Below are 15581 nucleotides of genomic sequence, written 5' to 3'. Positions count from 1 at the left end.
GGGAAGTGCTCGAACCTGGCTATTCCTTCGCGTACGCCATAACGACGCGACCGGCGCCCGTCTCGTCCAGGACAACGCGAACATTTTCGTAAGCGTCGTTGCGTTCGAGCAGGGTTGCCACTTGTCGATCCTGGCCGCGGCCGACCTCGAACAACAGCAGTCCTCCCGGCCGCAAGTAGCGAGGTGAGTCTTTCGTAACGCGCATATGGATGCTCAGTCCGTAGGGCCCGGCGGCGAAAGCCTCGCGCGGCTCGTCTGTGAGCAGGGAAGCGCGATCGCCCTTGAGCCGGGATTCCGAGATATAGGGTGGATTGCAGACGATCATATCGATCGTTCGCTCGAGTTGCAGGCCTGACAAAGCCTCGAACAGATCACCCTGGAGCACGGTGATATGCGAATCGACGCCCTGGCACGCGGCATTACGCCGGGAGAGCTCGACACATCCGTCGGTCAGATCGCTCGCCCAGACGTGAGCGCCGGGAATATTGAGTGAGATCGCGCAGGCCAGATTGCCGGCGCCGCAGCACATATCGACGACCCGTGGCGCAGGGAGGCGTGTTCGGCGCAGTGCTTCAACCGCTGTCCTGCCAAGCAACTCCGTCTCCGGCCGGGGCACTAGCGCGCCGGGACCAACCAGCAGTTCGATTCCCATGAACTGGGTACGTCCTCGCTCGTAAGCCTCGGCGACATTGATCTTTTCGCTCATCGCATTCAGACCTCACGCGCAACGCATTCCCTGTCAGCCGTTCAGCCCGACTTGTGGCTATTCAGCCAGGCGGCCAGACGCACACTTTTGCAAATCTCCGGCGAACGGCGTCCAGACCGGTCAGTTCAAATGTTTCCTCGTAGGGCGGAGCCGTTCCAGCATACACTTTGGCCAGAAGCCGGCCTACCCCTGGCATGGAGTTTATGAAGCGGGCGGCGTCGCCCGGAAAGGCAAGACTTCGTCCGCCTTCGGCAACCTTCCAGCGTTGATCGACAGGAGGTTGATCATTGATCTGGAATACGACCCTGATTTCGGTGACCGGAGTGTTGGTCCAGGAGCTCGACGCGGAGAGCAGCAGCTCGGTCCGATTGGCGCGACAATGGATGGCGAGCGACGAGAGCCCATCCTTCGAGCCGGCTCGTGCGGTGGTTCGGGCGGCGATCTGCGGCTTGTGGTCCACCGGTGATGTCGTTTCGCTCACGATCCAGTTCGGACTTGGTGGCGGAGCTTGGAAGGTTTGCTCGGGTGCTTCCCCGATCTGGTCGTCGACGCAGGTCATGTGCTCCATTCCCTCAAATCGCGCACATGCCTTCAGACGATCCGGCGTGTCGCCGGCTTGCGCACAGCTTAGACAACCGATACCCGCGAGCAAGGAGGCCGCAAGGGTACCGGTTCGCTTCATCGCGATAGTCCGACTGTCGCGCTGGGCGAGCGATCGAGCCATTCCTGCGCCGCACCAAATCGAGCCAGAGTGGGGACGCCGGCACGGAGATTCACGTCTCTCCATTTTGTATCGAAGCCAGCGGACTGCAGTCGGTCGAGCCGTCCGAACAGGTGCTCCACAAAGCGCGCCATGCGCCGATAGCGCTCGGTTTGCGGCTGCCAATTGTAGGCGGCAAGAATCGTGGGAACGGCAATGGTCGCGATCCGCTTGCCCTCTGGCACGAGGTTTGGATAATCCTTTGAATCGAGGGAAGACGGAAGATAGTAGTCTTCAAATCTGGGGTCGTATTCGACCGGCAGAAACTTGAAGCCATCATCCCAGCGTCCTTTCAGGAAGGCATCGACCGGCTTTGATGTGATGAAGACGACCGCTGCGATTTCGCCGCTCTTCATCTGCTGCAACGCGACCTGGTGGGGGATGAACATCTTTTCGACATTCAGTCCCAGCCGGCTGAAGATCAGCGGACCAGAATAAGCGGCTGCTGTACCCTGGGTGTTGAAGTTGACCTTCTTTCCCTTGAGGTCATCGAGCGACTTGATCTCTGGACGCACGAAGACGTGCAGTTCGGCCGGGAAGAGGTTGAGAACATAGACGATGCGCCGTTCGATCGACGGAACCTGCGCCTTGTACTCGTCGAGGGCATCCATGTTGATGATCGCGGCATCAACGCCCCTGAGATAGAGCAGCGAGTTGACGTTCTCGGTCGCGCCGGTCGTCACGATCGGAATGACGTGAAGCTTGTCCTCCTCATTAACGACGCGTGCGATCTCTGCGGCGAGCCGAAGCGGTGCGCCCTCGATAAGGCCTCCGGCGAGGCCCACCGTCCATGCATTGATGCGCTCCTTTGCGGCCGTATCAGCATTCCGTTGCGCGGAGGGCGCCGGCGGGTCGCGCGGTGATCGGGATTGGGCGCTGGCAGCAAGCTGCAGGCCGACCAGTGCGAATGCGACCGTGAACGCGAGCTTGCTCAATGACATGGGCCTCTCCACTCTCTGGTCTGGCTTCCGAGGCTCGCTCCAGCAGCTATTTGAGCCCCTTGATCCGTCCTTCTGCATCGTGAATGCCGCCAACCTGGGCTCGTTCATACAGCTCGCGCGCCTTCGCGGAATCGCCGGCGACGCCGCGGGCGTCCCAAGATTGCAGCATGTGAGGATCGTAAGTTTCGGCCAGCATGAAGGCCGCTTGCGCGCTGCCATGTCCAAGAACATATTCCAGCAATCCGCGGGCACCGTTGATGTCCGCCTGCCGCAACAATGCGCTGGCGCGAGCGAGCAGTCGCTCCTCATTTGCGAGCGGGCGCTGCGCTCCGCTCGCAGCTACTTGTCGCTCCGCCGCTGCTTTGGCCTTCGAGTTGGGGCCGGGCAGGGCAGTGCCCTTTGCGATCTGCGCGCTAGGCTGCATCGAGGCGGAGGCTGAAGGCGCGGACGGGAGCGAAGCGGTAGGCTGGCTGCTCTGGTTCGGTGCGCGGCTGGAGGGCTCGCGCGAGGGCGCCGCCACAACCGCGGAAGCATTCCATGCGGCCAGATGATCCCGGACGGATGCGAACGTGGGAAGCAGCGCCGCGCCGTTGCCCGGTTGCTCCTTTTCGCGCTTGGCTTCGGCCTTTGCGGCGGCCTCGACGGCCCGTATAGCCTCTGACTTTTCAGCCCGCGCCAGGTCGCGTTGATCCTTTAGCGACGCGGCCTCGCGCGCGAGAGCGTCCGCGCGGCCGCGCTGCTCTTCGGCCTCTCGTTTCAGTGCCAGTTTTTGCTCGGCGTCTGCAGCTCGGCCCGCAGCCAACTCGGAGCTCGCGGTTCGCGCTGCACGGAGTTCAGCCTGGAGGGAATGCAGCAGGCGGTCCCCGCTTTCAGCTCTGCCTCGCTGCTTCTCGAGCTCGCGTGTCAGCGCCGACCTTTGACCGACGTCTGCAGCGCTGGCCTTCGCGGTCTCGGAGGCCGCGATCCGAAGGGTGCCGACTTCGCTGATCAGGGCTTCTGTCTTGTCTTGCTCCTGCTTTAGTTCGCGCTCGAGCGCCTGCCTTTGTGCGGTCTCCACCGCAGCGGACTTGGTGGCTTCGGATGCTGCGCTGCGCGAGGCCTCCAGCTCCGAGCGAAGCGAAGCAAGCTCGAGAGCAAAGCGTTTGGCCCCATTACGTCGGTCAACCGGACGCTCCTGCTTCGGCTCGGGTTCGGGTGCCTGCATGGCCTTCGAAGCCGCGACCCGTGAGACGTCGAGCTCCGCCTTGAGGAAGGAGAGCTCACGTGACAGCTTGTCGGTCTTTTCCCGCTCCTGTTCGAGCGCCTGCGTTTGCTGAATACCAATCTCGATGGCGCGGACAGTGTGCGTCTGGGTCTGTCGCGCCGCGTCGAGTTCCACTCGAGCTGCAGCCAATTCGCGCGCAAGCTTGTTCGCTCGTTGCCGCTCCTGATCCAGCAACAGGTTCTGGTTGAGCCGTTCCGCCTCGGAAACGGCTTGAACCGCATTTGTCACCGGGAGCGGCGTAGACGTCGTTTCGTGCGCAGGGGCATCGGCGGCGCGGCGCTGCTCTGTCGCGGTCCTCGCTCCGCGTGATCCGGCCGCCGCGGGCCCGCTTCCGGCGGGCTGTGTCGCGACAGGCTGAGCCTCGTCCGCGCGTTGGGCTAGCTTCAGCCTCTGTTTGACCTCGTCGACCTGCTCTCGCCCGCGCGTGCATCTGCACTGATCGAGCGTCGCCGGAGTGACGTAGGAGGCGCCACGGTCGCCGTCGTCCCGGGATTTCGCATCGGCAGTTTCAATCAGAACCGACAGAAAGCAGGTGATCAGAACCACTGCGAGCCGACCGGTCCTTTCGCAAGCGCGCGAGCTGTCAGCGACGGCGAACAATCCGAGGCCCCGGAACGCAAATTGTCGGTGCCCGGGCCGGTGCGCAGTTGTGCTCAGCGCGACAGCCCTTCCTTTTGACAAATCGAATCCTTGTACCCCCATTGCGACGCCCAAATGCTTGGTAGGGATCATGATGCCTGGTAGGGATCATGGCATGTCATTTATGACACCGCTTTCGTCGACGCGATGTCGATGTCGCAGTCGTGGTAGCCAAAACGGAGTAGTGCGCCGACAATGGGAATTAAGTAGATCGGACGGGCCTTTGCCCAAAGATTCTTGACCCCGGCGGTTGCGCTTAAATAGCTTGGGACGTGCACGCTTCGTCACTCACGCAGGAAGCACAGCCATGAGCAGATCACTTGCCATTTTTGCCGGCGTGGCGGCTGTCGGACTGGTCCTCATAAGCGGCGTCGAAACCTACGGCTCTGCGCAGTCCAGCCTCTCGACCAAAAATCCCGGCGCTGTCGCCAGGAACGCAAATGCCAAGATGGCTGTTGCAACATCTCGAAAGCAGCCGCCACATCGACTTGTCATCCACGTCGACGTCAACGATCCGGCCGTCATGAATCTCGCTCTCAACAACGCCAGCAACGTCGTTCAGCACTACGGCGAGCTCAGTCAAAAAGTCGAAATAGAAGTCGTCGCATATGGGCCGGGACTGCACATGCTGCGAGACGATACCTCGCCTGTGAAGGGGCGCATCAAGGCGATGAGTGAAACGACACCTGAGCTTACGTTCTCGGCGTGTGGAAATACGCGAGAGAACATGACCAAGAACGAGGGCAAGGAAGTTCCGCTTATCTCGCAAGCGAAGGTCACCAAATCCGGGGTTGTCCGCCTGATGGAGCTTCAGGAGCAAGGCTGGAGCTACCTGCGGCCCTGACAGTCGTGCTCGGCACTCCCAAGCGCGAGACGGCGCCTCCGAGCCAGGTTTGGGTGGAATCCGTGTGATCTCTCTGTGCTGTCCTGTGGCGGGCAGGACCGCCACCTCAAAAAGCATTGTGTTGTGGATCAGGAGCAGGACGCTCCGATCGCGCGCTCGATGACGGGTCTATTGACCGAGAGGTGGGGCTCGACCACCAGATCAAGATGGCCACCGGCTATCGGAATCACGTCCAGTTCCTCAAACAGGGAGTCCCATCCGAGGCGCGGCGTCACGCCAGGCCGATGGCAGGCGAAGACAGTACCCTTGATGGCTAGACGAGGCTTGGTATCCTCAACCCAGCGTCCGAACGCGCGCATCCGGAGAATTTCCTCGAGCTCGAGCCTGAGCATGAAGCGCGTGTTTGCCAGGCGAGGCCATGTGATGGTGTCGAGGAGCCTGCAGAATCGTACCTCTTGGCCCAAGCGAGCGGCGAACTTCGCCACGGAACGACAAAGCATGCGGTAGATCGTCACCCGATGGGATCGAATCCGCTGTAGCGTGCGAGAAAGGGCTTCTCGGTGATTTGCCCTGCGAGGGCCGACATTAGTGTCGAGGATGCCCAGGAATTTGACTTCGCGACCTTGTTCGATCAATCGGCTTGCGACTTCGAAGGCGACGCCGCCACCCAGGGAATAGCCGATCATTCGGACATCGCCGCGCGGTTGGGCTGCATTGATCTGTTCGACGGCCATCGCAGCCATCTCCTGGACGGAATCGCGTCCCGCTAGGCTCCAGCTCAGGTCTGGATAGCGAATTGGTATCACCCGCGCCACCTTGCCGAGTTGAGCGCCAAATGCTGCCATGCTCGGGCCATACCCCATGGAGCCGGGCAGTATTACAAGACATGGAAGAATCTGGTCGTTCAGGCACTGTCGCACCGGTGAATCCACCGTCGCGATAGCCCGGACCATGTCTTCCGCGCTCATATCGACCGTGAACGCTTCCATGCGGACTTCGCGGCCGATGAGGTCTTCGAGATCCATTACGCAGCGCAGGAGCTTTAGGGAATCACCGCCGGCCTCATCCCAGCGGCCGGCAGCTTCCGGCACGCCGAGGATGCTGCTCCACACCTGCTGCACGATCCTGTTGGCCTCAGCCATTCCTTGCATCGTCGGCACAGGCGCGGGGGAGGTCGTTTTGCTCTCGAGATCCAGCAGTTTCAGCTTGGCGTGATCGATCTTACCCCCTGGAAGGCGCGGAATCTCCGGTATCTCGTGCAGCCTGGTCGGATGCAAAGCCGCAGGAACAGACTGTCGGATGCTGTTGCGAACGTCGGTCTGGAAGTGCGCTCTTGGCGGATCGGCCGGCGATGCAAACAGGACCAACTCGTTGGAGTCCGACACGACGGCGACAGCGTCCCTCACATAGGTGAGCTTGCGCAGCGCACTCTCGAGTTCGGCCGGCTCGACACGCTGACCATTGATCTTGAGCTGGCGTCCTTTCCGTCCAACGATCCGCATCAGTCCGTGCGTATCCACGATGACGAGGTCGCCGGTCTGATAGATGCGAGACTTCGGGTCATCCGGGGCGGGCAATGCGGGAGCAAGCCGTCCGCCTTCCCAGTATCCGAGCATGACGTACCTGCTCTTGATCACCAGTTCGCCGACTTCACCGTGTGGGACGGGTTTCCCACTGTCGTCGACAACGGCGTACGATATGCCGGGAAGCAGGTAGCCAACAGGGACGCTGACGTCGTCCTCTTGCCATTGCTTGGGGAGAAACCACTGGGTGCCAGTGGTTTCCGTCGACAAATAGCTGACCTGGATGAAGCAAGCCGGTTTTACGGCTCGTCGGACGAGCGCGATATCGGTCCACAGGACCTTCTCCCCGCCGATGCGAATCATGCGGAGCGAATCGAGATCGCCTTGCCGGCTTGCGTTGATCAATGCACGCACCAGGGCTGGCACAACGTATGTAATCGTCACCTGTTGCGCGGTGATCTGGCGAAGAACGCCGCGCAATCCGAGCGCCTCGACGTCGACGATGTGCAGTTTCGCCCCCGTCAACAAAGCCGACAACATCTCCCGGCAACCGGCGATCGTTGTGGGGCCGCTCAGAGGCATGAAGACGTCTGCCGCACCTATGTGACACGCGTCCACATATTGCTGGACGCGCTGGAGCAGGTTGCGTTGGCTGTTCACGACTCCCTTCGGCGCTCCGGTGCTGCCGGAGGTATAGAGCACGACGGCGGGTGCATCGACCGAAACCTTGGCAATTGTTGAAGTTGCCGCGGAAGAGTCGCTGCTGCTGGCAACGTCAAGCCAGAATAGGCCGTGCTGCTTGACCCAAGCGGTAGAATTGTCGCCGTCTTGCCCGATCAGCACGGAAATCCGAGCGGCAGCGGCGATGGCCGTGAGCCGTTGAACTGGATCGCGGGGATTGAGTGGGACGAGGACTCGTCCGGCTGCCATGCATGCCAGCATGGCGATCGGCTGCCAGGCCGAGCTGCGCAATAGCCACCCGACGGCCTCCTGCTCCGGGATCAGAGCGCTGATCACCTGGGCCAAGCTCAAGACTCGAGACAACAGCTGTGAGTACGTGAAGCTGTGAGTGCCGTCGCTGATTGCGACCCTGTTGGCATACTTCGCCGTCACCGCAATCAGGTGTTCGATGGCGGAGACGCCGGCAAAGCCGGCTTCCAGAGGATCGAATGGTCGATCGACCGGGCCATTCAGATCGAGAGGCACTTCCACAGGGCTCAACCAGCTCAGCGTCGCGGGAAGTTGCTGAACGATCGAGGGCAGGTGCGTGTCAAGGGCGTCGCAAGGACCACCAGACGGATCGCCAAGTTTCTGAAGCCGCATCACCGTCCCCGTCATTTTCTTGCCCCAACATATGTTAATCAGGCTTGGGCACGCATACTTCAAATGAAGGATGCTGGGTTCGCAGCCACCGTATGGTCGATCGGCTTCCGACCGTATCGAAAGGCCCGGGTGATTAACCCAAGCCGTCCGGTGGTCATTGCCGTGGTCTCAGGCCAGGTTCAGCGTGCTCGGAAACATTGATTACAGGTTCGATGCTTGTCCACCGTACCGCCGCTGTTTTGAGGCGGCGATAGTAATGCATCAAAGTCGATGTTGATGACGGCTCCAGATCCGAGGGCGTGAGCTCGGACGGTAGTCCGTGCGTCAGGACACACCAGAGCTTGACACGAGCGTCGAGATCCGATGTCCCGGCAAACCGGTTCAGAGTGCTCCGTACGACGTCGCGGCTCGTGCTTCCGGCGCGGATTGCAAGTAGAACGTGATCTGCCCAGGAAGCGAGAAGTCGCACTTCCGGCGCATCATCCAGCGATGGTGCGTTGATGACGACGAGATCGTAGGTGTTTCTGAAGTGCTCGAACAGCGAGGCGACTTTCGGACCCGCTAACGGCCCCAGGCGACTGCCCTCGGACAATCTTGACGATATGTAATCGATTCCGAGCTCCGGGATGTGCTGGATGGCCTTGGCCGCCGCTCCGTCCTGCGCCAGCAGCTTGAAGAGATCTGCAGCCTCGCCACCGACGCGCCGGGGGACTTGGGAAAAATCAAGGAGCAGAACGCGCTGTCCGAGCTGCGCGGCGCAAAAGCTGAAACTCCACGCGATCGCGCTCTTGCCTTCACCGTGCAAGCTGGATGTCACCAGGACGACATGCGGCGGCTGTGGCGAGACTGGATCGGCGGCCATGAGAGATACCACGGTCGAGCGAACGGCCCTGTTATGCGATACAGCCGATTGCTCTACGAACCGCTGCGGCGAGATGCTCAGCTCCGGCGGGATCGAAGGGATCAACCCGACGCATGGGATGTCCAGTGCCTCTGCAGCTTCTGCCTCGGTGTGCAGACTTCGATCGAAGTGCCTCAGGATGATCGCGATGAGACACGCCAGCAGAGCGAAGATAATCGTAATTGGCGGGACGAGGAGGAACGGGTTCAACGAGCTGGGAAAGTCGGGTGGCGAGGCGTCCGCGATGACGGTCACGTCTGGCTCGGCGACCACGCCCTTCGTGGTGAGATCCTGCCGCTTTCGTATCAGTGTTTCATATTGCTGGGCCAGAGTGGTGATTTTCCACTCCAACGCGGCGGCGGCCTGTGCGGCTGCCGGTGATGACGAGGTCTGACCGGAGTGACTGGCGTCCCATTCCGCTTTCGCCGTCGCCAATTCGCGCTGAACATTCGCCGATTGTGCTGCGATGGCGTCCAGAGCCTGGAGCTCCACAGCCCGCTTTTGCCGGACCAACTCGTCAGCGTAGGACCGGGCGACCAGGTTTGCGACGTCTGCGGCCCGTTGCGGATTGGCGTCGCTGGCAATTACGCTGATAACTCTGGACCGGCGCTCCTGACTGACCTTCAAACGCGCCTTTAATGCCGTCACCGCCGTGCCGTCGCTCGGGTCCTTCCGGAAGGAGAGGAACCCCTTTATCTTTGACAAGGCAGTGCGGAGCACCGAACCGTTCTCGTTGGCCGGGTTGTCGAGCATCCTCAATGCAGGTAGGAGCCGCCGCAGATAGGCATCGGATGACATGACCGTTACGTGTGTATCGATCGTCGGGTCGTCCGAACCGCCAGTCGGCGTGGAATTGCCGGGCGCGCCGGCATTGTCGGCTGCTCCGCCGCCTCGAGCGCTCACGACAAGCTGTGCCGTCGCGAGATAGGAGGGGGACATAAAAAGACTACCGAGCACTGCGAGCAGCGCACCCGCGCTGATCATTTTGAAAATGAAGAGCTTGTATCGCCTGATGCTCTCGAAGACATGCTTGAATGCCGCGATGGCGTCATCGGGAGCAGACTCGTCTGCTTTTGACCGCCCCTGGGACAGAACAGTCACCGGGAGAATCCGTTTACTTGTGAACGCTTCCATCGCGTACTCCTTTACTGCGCCGGTTCCATCACGCCCGCTGTTCGGGAAGGCCCGGCGGCAATTGCTGAGTCGAGCCAGGACTGCAGCATCAAGACAGCCCACAGCGGTCGTGAGAAATCGCGGCGACCGCTAAGATGTTGGTGCCAGCAGTCCTGCACGCGGGAAGCGTCCAGAAGATGCTGGTTACGAAGACGCGACTCGGAAATGAGGTCTGACGCCCACGAACGAAGAGGTCCCTTCAGCCAGGAGCCGATCGGTACGTCAAAGCCCTGCTTTGGTCGCTCGAAGAGGTGGCGCGGCACGTAACGGCCAAGGACCTGGCGCAGGAGCCATTTTCCCTGACCATGACGCACCTTCGCGGAGTTCGGTAGCGCCCAGCTGAACTCAACGACGCGGTGATCCAGAAGCGGGCAGCGGGCCTCGAGGCTCGTGGCCATGCTCGCGCGATCGAGTTTCACGAGAATATCACTCGGGAGATATCCAAGCATATCCCGAACGATGAAATCAGACAGCAGATCGTTGAGCGGCGGGATCGAGTCAGGCTCGGCGCCTGCTTGCGTTCCCGTCAACTGGAGTTCGGAGAGCCGCGTCGACCGACCGTACATCTCGCCGACGTCGTTGCTGCCAATAAGGTCTGCCAGGCGGTTGATCCGGTCGCCGTGTGTCATCCGCTGCAACCAACCCGGAAGACGAAGTGTCTCGACGACGCTTTCGCGCATGCCGCGCCCGAGCAGCGCCACACCGCTTGCGGCCATCGTCCGTATCGATCGGTTGGAGTTCAGCAGAGGCGCTAAACGGGCGGAGAGCACGTGCCTGGAATACCCTCCGAAGCACTCGTCACCCCCGTCGCCGGAAAGCGCAACGGTGACGTCCTGCCGTGCAAGTCGTGATAGAAGCAGTGTCGGGATCTGCGACTCATCGGCAAACGGCTCGTCCCAGATGGTTGGAAGTTCGGGGATGACCGCTCTGGCGTCCGCGGAGGTGAGACGTAGCTCGGTATGGCTGGTGCCGAGGTGCCGCGCCACGGCCGCAGCGTTAGCCGTTTCATCAAAGGCGCGCTCACCGAATCCGATCGTAAAGGTCCGTACCGGGCGCGCCGATTGGGCCTGCATCAGGGCCACGACGGTCGAACTGTCTATTCCGCCGGACAGGAACAGCCCGACCGGAACGTCGGCAACCATTCGGTCGGCGACCGCGGCCTTGAGCAGATCGCAAGCCTGGGAGACGAGCTGCTGGTCATCCGCAGTGGCCAGCGCTGCGCGGCCCGTTTGCGCGGCATCGGCCAACGACCACCAGGAGCGCGCGCGCTCTTGTAGCGCTGCGGCATCCCGGCAGACCGAGAGGTCCTCGGCACGGATCGATAGGGCGCCCCCGGGTGGAATCTTGAAGACGCCGCGCCATATGCACTGGTTTTCCGGCAACCATCCGCGAGTTAAAAACTCCGCAACCGCGCCTGGGTCGATCTCCTGGTAAAAGTCGGGGAATGCCGCGATGGCCTTCAACTCCGACGCGAACACGACCGCGCTCGATGTCCGCGCGACGTAGAGCGGCTTTTTCCCCATTCGATCGCGGGCCAGATGCAGCGTCCGATTCCTGCGGTCCCACAGGCCGATTGCGAACATGCCATTGCAGCGCTGGAGGGCCTTCTCGAGGCCCCATCTCTCGATCAAGCCCAGCAAGACCTCAGTATCGCTATTGCCGGTGAAGCGCTTGCCCGCGCACTCGAGCTCTTGCCGCAATGACTTGTAGTTGTAGATCTCGCCGTTGAACGTAATGACGAAGCGGCCGTCGCTCGAAAGCATTGGCTGCCGGCCCGCATCGGAAAGATCGATGATGGACAGCCTGCGATGTCCGAACGCAACGCCGGCGTCGCGATCGCTCCAGAACCCGTCCGCATCGGGACCGCGGTGGCGCAGGCGAGCCGTCATCGGCCCGATCGCCGCCAGGTCAGCGGATCGAGAAGCATGCTGCGTCTGAAGTATCCCTGTAATTCCACACATGGCTTAACTTCCAACTCGCGCATGCGCCAATGAGCGCCGATCCGAGCCTAGGATGAGGCCCAGCGTGACGGCAAACCACACGGTCGGGTGCCGCAGAATGAAATGGCTGATGCTGAAGATGGCGAGCGCAAAGATTAAGACGGCCAAGGCGTCGAGCCGTGCGCGGAGCAGGAGCGCAAACGCGCCAGCAAGCAGGCTGACAATGGCGATCACGCCAGGCAGTCCGCCTTGGGTAAACACGTCAAGGAGGGTGCTGTGAGCTTCCACCGGGAGTGCTACGCCCTTGTCTGTGATTCCGGTCGGTTTCTCCAGATGCGGCCCGGGCCCAAGGCCGAGCGATCCGGACTCCAGTCCAGCATGCAAAGCGTCTTGCCAAAGGCTTAGCCGCAGATTGGCGGTTGCCTTCGTTGCCTCACCGCCACGATCCTTCATCATACCGGCGGCCAGCCCCTCGACATCATTCGCGGTTGCCATCCCGTAGGGAAGGAGTGAGAGCGAAAGGGGAACGATAGCTATAACGACGATCGTTGCAGCTGCGAAACGCAGACTCCACCGATGTTCGGGTGACGTGAGCCAGCTTCGCAAGCGCAGCGCAATGAGCAGCGGTATCGACAGCGACATCGAGATAAGAAAGGTATCGCTCTTCGTCAGCCGGCCCACGACGAACGTTGCGATGCAGCTCAACACTGCAACGAGCCGGCCAAATCCCTTGGCGGTCAGAGCCATGTGAAGCGAGAGTGGTGTCAAAACCGCGCAGTAGATTGCAAGCTGGTTTGGATTCTCCGACCACCCGCGAAACCGGTCCCAATACCATGGGTCGACCGACGAGATGCTGAGGTAGCCCCAGCCCAATGCAAGTTGCGCCGCCACGGCGACGATCCAGAAGCCGATCAGGAACCACAGCGATTGGCGCAGGGCACCCTCAGGTCTCAACGTTGCAGCCACCAGGCAAGTGAGGGCCGCCACGAGGAGATATGCGAAGATGTCGTGCACGACGAGCTCTGGGTCAACGATCTCCGGGCGCAGCAATGCAAGGAAGCCCCCGAAACTCTGAATCAAGACAAAGCAGCCCCAGAATGTAACGAGCCAGAGCAGAGCTTGCGGGTTGCAAATTCTTGAACTCACCAGGAGATGCAGGGATGCGAGACCGAGCCAGAGGACGAGGCAGGCTTCCCCGATGCCCAGGGGGAAGCCGGGAAGACGCAGCTGCGAGGCTGTGCCAAGCACGAGGCCAAGCGCAAGAATGGCACTTCCGATCATTGTACTTCACTGATGCTGTGCGCCGCAGCCCGCGAGCCACTGGAATGGCTGCGGGAAAGCAGCTGCGTGTATAGCTCTGCATAGCGATCGGCGACGACGTTTAGGTCGAACTCCTTGCGCACCACGTTGATCGAGCGTTGACCCATCGTCTTTGCACGCGCGGAATCCTGAAGGAGGTCGAGAATTGAGGCGGCGAGCGCGCGCGGGTCGCGCGGCGCTACAAGTTTGCCGTTCCAGTCCTCGCGGACCACGTCATCGCACCCCGGCATGCGGGAGGCGACGATTGGCACGCCAGCCAATCCGGCTTCCAAAAGAACACGGGGAATGCCTTCACGATATTCGGTCGGAAAGGCGAAGAGGTCGGCGATACCCAGAAGTGCGGGAATATCCGATCTGGCGCCGGTCGCAATCACATATGGTGCGTGCGCCTCGATCAACGCCTGACCTACGGCAAACGGACCCTCGCTTTCGCGCGGACCGACGAGCAGAAAGCGGACATTCGGACGGACCTCATGCACGAGCTTCGCCGCTTCGAGGAGCGTCGTGATTCCTTTTTGGATAGTTAATCGGCTTACTGTCAGGACAATCTCGGCATCGCCCACCCCGAGTTCGGCGCGCAGCTCGGCAGGCGAGGACGTTCGCGCTTGCGCCGCTTCGAAAGCGCCGACATCGATCCCCGAGCTTCCGATGATGACAGATGAGCTCTTGCCAAGCAGGCGGTGTCGTTGAAAGAAGCTGCTGTCGGCCTTGTTCTGGAAAACCGTCGCCGCGGTCCAGCAGGCAGCCAGGCGTTGCATCGCGAGATAGACGGGGCGGAAGGCCAAGGCTCTCAGTTCTGTCGACGAGAATACCCATCCCATTCCGTTGATCGTGCGCACAACCGGTACGGAGCCGCGTAGCGCCAGCGGCGCAAACAGGTTGGGCTTGGTATCAAACGTCTGGATCACGTCGGGCCGAGCGCTCTTCACGAGCCGCGCCAGCTGACCCATGGCCGCGCGATCGGCAAAGCCCACGCCAAATCTGTCGAACTGATATTGATGATAGGGGATTCCGGTCTTCGCGAATGCAGATACTGCACCAGTGCCGGCCGCGCTCACGCGCAGGCCGCGGTTCTGCAGAGCCGCCAGGAACGGGATACGCAGAGCGTGATCCTCGCCTCCTACGCAAAGCAAGTGCAGCGCCATGTTGGTTCCTTCCAGCCCTTTGAGCAATCCCGCCAAGATGTTGATCTTTGCGGAGACCCCCGGTTTTCCCGGCGAAAGTTTGACAGGATCAGGTTAGGACGTGGCCGCGGGCTGTCTTCATTCATTCGCATGACAGCGGAAGTGAGCGGTTGGCGGACGTGCTCGAACAGGGCTGAAATGACGACGCGGCGCGAGTGCATGTTTGCTGAACGCGCCGCGAAGCACGTCGATGTTCAACCAGTCGAGACAACGCGACACCGTATTCCGCGTCCACGCTAGGGCAGGACGGCGAGGCGGCCCAGCAACGCGATCAGGTCTGCCTGCCGGCGTGTCTGTGTTTTGACAAACAGGGAAGCCAACTGGGAGCGTACTGTCGTTCGACTCAATCGTCGCGAACGAGCAATGTCGATCAGGTTGTTGCCTCGCGCCAACTCGAGAGCCAGCTGAGTTTCGGCAGCGGTGAATCCAAACAACCGCTGAAGCGTCCGCGGTGAGGGCTCCGGATGCGCGTCGAGATCCAGCAGGATCAATGCGATGGTCTCGTCGGACCACGCATTCGCGACCTGGTTGATCAGCGCGGTAAATCCTTCCTTGGTGGATGTTGCCAACCAGGAAGTCGAGCCGGCCGGAAACTGTGCGCCGGCGCGGTGGACCAGTTGCTTGACGGCGCCATAGAGCGTTTCGTGGCTCGCATCCACGCGCGCTTCGCGCTCCAATATTGCGCGGCCGGCCGGACTGAGTTCGATGACCTTGCCGCGCCTGAGCAAGACTTGTCCGCAGCCGATCCGCGCGAGCACCCCGCGCAAGCCGTCCTGCTTGGGGTTCTGGGCTTCAGAGTGAGCAGATGAAACGGGACCGGAAATATTGAATATCGATTCAGAAGAATGACGCTGTAGAGCAATGGTAGACCTTGGCAATGCTTGGCTTAAGTTCAACATTTTATTCCCCCGGCCGCGCTGACCCGATGGAGTGAACGTGCCACAAAGATTCCCAACTTCTGCCAAGCCTGTAAACGTTGAATGGGGGGTAACCCCGCAACCGTCGGAGGGGGTGAAAGTCGCCGATCTTTCGGGCATCGCCCCGGTCGTGATCAACGAAGAGG

Annotated in this window: 11 protein-coding genes; 1 reads left to right on the top strand and 10 read right to left on the bottom strand. The window is 61.3% G+C overall.

Going from position 1 to position 15581, the window contains the following annotated elements:
* Positions 1 to 19 precede the first annotated feature (19 nt).
* From JQ627_RS02585 to JQ627_RS02570, 4 genes are all read right to left on the bottom strand, one after another.
* A complete protein-coding gene (locus JQ627_RS02585; protein ID WP_212482577.1) occupies positions 20 to 706 on the bottom strand; it encodes a HemK/PrmC family methyltransferase in 687 nt (228 codons plus the stop codon).
* Between the two features lie 61 nt (positions 707 to 767).
* Positions 768 to 1265 (bottom strand): hypothetical protein, encoded by a 498-nt coding sequence (locus tag JQ627_RS02580; RefSeq protein WP_212482576.1) that lies wholly within the window; start codon positions 1263 to 1265, stop codon positions 768 to 770.
* Positions 1266 to 1384: 119 nt separating this feature from the next.
* Positions 1385 to 2407: a TAXI family TRAP transporter solute-binding subunit gene (locus tag JQ627_RS02575; RefSeq protein WP_212483148.1), complete on the bottom strand. Its 1023-nt coding sequence runs from the start codon at positions 2405 to 2407 to the stop codon at positions 1385 to 1387.
* 46 nt (positions 2408 to 2453) lie between these two features.
* Entirely contained in the window at positions 2454 to 4217 is a 1764-nt protein-coding gene (locus JQ627_RS02570) for a hypothetical protein (protein WP_212482575.1), read from the bottom strand.
* A gap of 400 nt (positions 4218 to 4617) precedes the next feature.
* On the opposite strand from JQ627_RS02570, the gene JQ627_RS02565 reads away from it, so the two are divergent.
* Positions 4618 to 5154, top strand: coding sequence for a DsrE family protein (locus JQ627_RS02565; RefSeq protein ID WP_212482574.1), 537 nt, complete (start codon positions 4618 to 4620; stop codon positions 5152 to 5154).
* Between the two features lie 128 nt (positions 5155 to 5282).
* Here JQ627_RS02565 and JQ627_RS02560 read toward each other — a convergent pair whose 3' ends face one another.
* The 6 genes from JQ627_RS02560 to JQ627_RS02535 all read right to left on the bottom strand — a co-directional run bounded on the left by JQ627_RS02560 (position 5283) and on the right by JQ627_RS02535 (position 15417).
* On the bottom strand, positions 5283 to 8015 hold the full coding sequence (locus JQ627_RS02560; RefSeq protein WP_212482573.1) for a non-ribosomal peptide synthetase: 2733 nt from the start codon (positions 8013 to 8015) through the stop codon (positions 5283 to 5285).
* A 139-nt stretch (positions 8016 to 8154) separates the two neighbouring features.
* The gene (locus tag JQ627_RS02555; RefSeq protein ID WP_212482572.1) at positions 8155 to 10035 is read right to left on the bottom strand and encodes a hypothetical protein; all 1881 of its coding nucleotides are present in this window, start codon (positions 10033 to 10035) and stop codon (positions 8155 to 8157) included.
* An 11-nt stretch (positions 10036 to 10046) separates the two neighbouring features.
* Positions 10047 to 12035: an asparagine synthase (glutamine-hydrolyzing) gene (asnB, locus tag JQ627_RS02550; protein ID WP_212482571.1), complete on the bottom strand. Its 1989-nt coding sequence runs from the start codon at positions 12033 to 12035 to the stop codon at positions 10047 to 10049.
* A gap of 3 nt (positions 12036 to 12038) precedes the next feature.
* Entirely contained in the window at positions 12039 to 13295 is a 1257-nt protein-coding gene (locus tag JQ627_RS02545) for an O-antigen ligase (protein ID WP_212482570.1), read from the bottom strand.
* A complete protein-coding gene (locus JQ627_RS02540; RefSeq protein WP_249142836.1) occupies positions 13292 to 14515 on the bottom strand; it encodes a glycosyltransferase in 1224 nt (407 codons plus the stop codon). The genes JQ627_RS02545 and JQ627_RS02540 overlap by 4 nt, the downstream gene beginning before the upstream one ends.
* 239 nt (positions 14516 to 14754) lie before the next feature.
* On the bottom strand, positions 14755 to 15417 hold the full coding sequence (locus JQ627_RS02535; protein WP_212482569.1) for a helix-turn-helix transcriptional regulator: 663 nt from the start codon (positions 15415 to 15417) through the stop codon (positions 14755 to 14757).
* Positions 15418 to 15581: the final 164 nt, after the last annotated feature.

This window comes from Bradyrhizobium liaoningense (assembly GCF_018130785.1).
In the GTDB taxonomy this organism is placed as follows: domain Bacteria; phylum Pseudomonadota; class Alphaproteobacteria; order Rhizobiales; family Xanthobacteraceae; genus Bradyrhizobium; species Bradyrhizobium liaoningense_A.
Note: the sequence above shows the minus strand (reverse complement) of the source record. Positions and strands in the feature narration are given on the sequence as shown.

Coding starts and splice junctions, on each gene's coding strand:
- JQ627_RS02585 (WP_212482577.1), bottom strand. CDS start 706: ATGAGCGAAAAGATCAATGTCGCCGAGGCTTACGAGCGAGGACGTACC.
- JQ627_RS02580 (WP_212482576.1), bottom strand. CDS start 1,265: ATGACCTGCGTCGACGACCAGATCGGGGAAGCACCCGAGCAAACCTTC.
- JQ627_RS02575 (WP_212483148.1), bottom strand. CDS start 2,407: ATGTCATTGAGCAAGCTCGCGTTCACGGTCGCATTCGCACTGGTCGGC.
- JQ627_RS02565 (WP_212482574.1), top strand. CDS start 4,618: ATGAGCAGATCACTTGCCATTTTTGCCGGCGTGGCGGCTGTCGGACTG.
- JQ627_RS02560 (WP_212482573.1), bottom strand. CDS start 8,015: ATGACGGGGACGGTGATGCGGCTTCAGAAACTTGGCGATCCGTCTGGT.
- JQ627_RS02555 (WP_212482572.1), bottom strand. CDS start 10,035: ATGGAAGCGTTCACAAGTAAACGGATTCTCCCGGTGACTGTTCTGTCC.
- asnB (WP_212482571.1), bottom strand. CDS start 12,035: ATGTGTGGAATTACAGGGATACTTCAGACGCAGCATGCTTCTCGATCC.
- JQ627_RS02545 (WP_212482570.1), bottom strand. CDS start 13,295: ATGATCGGAAGTGCCATTCTTGCGCTTGGCCTCGTGCTTGGCACAGCC.
- JQ627_RS02535 (WP_212482569.1), bottom strand. CDS start 15,417: ATGTTGAACTTAAGCCAAGCATTGCCAAGGTCTACCATTGCTCTACAG.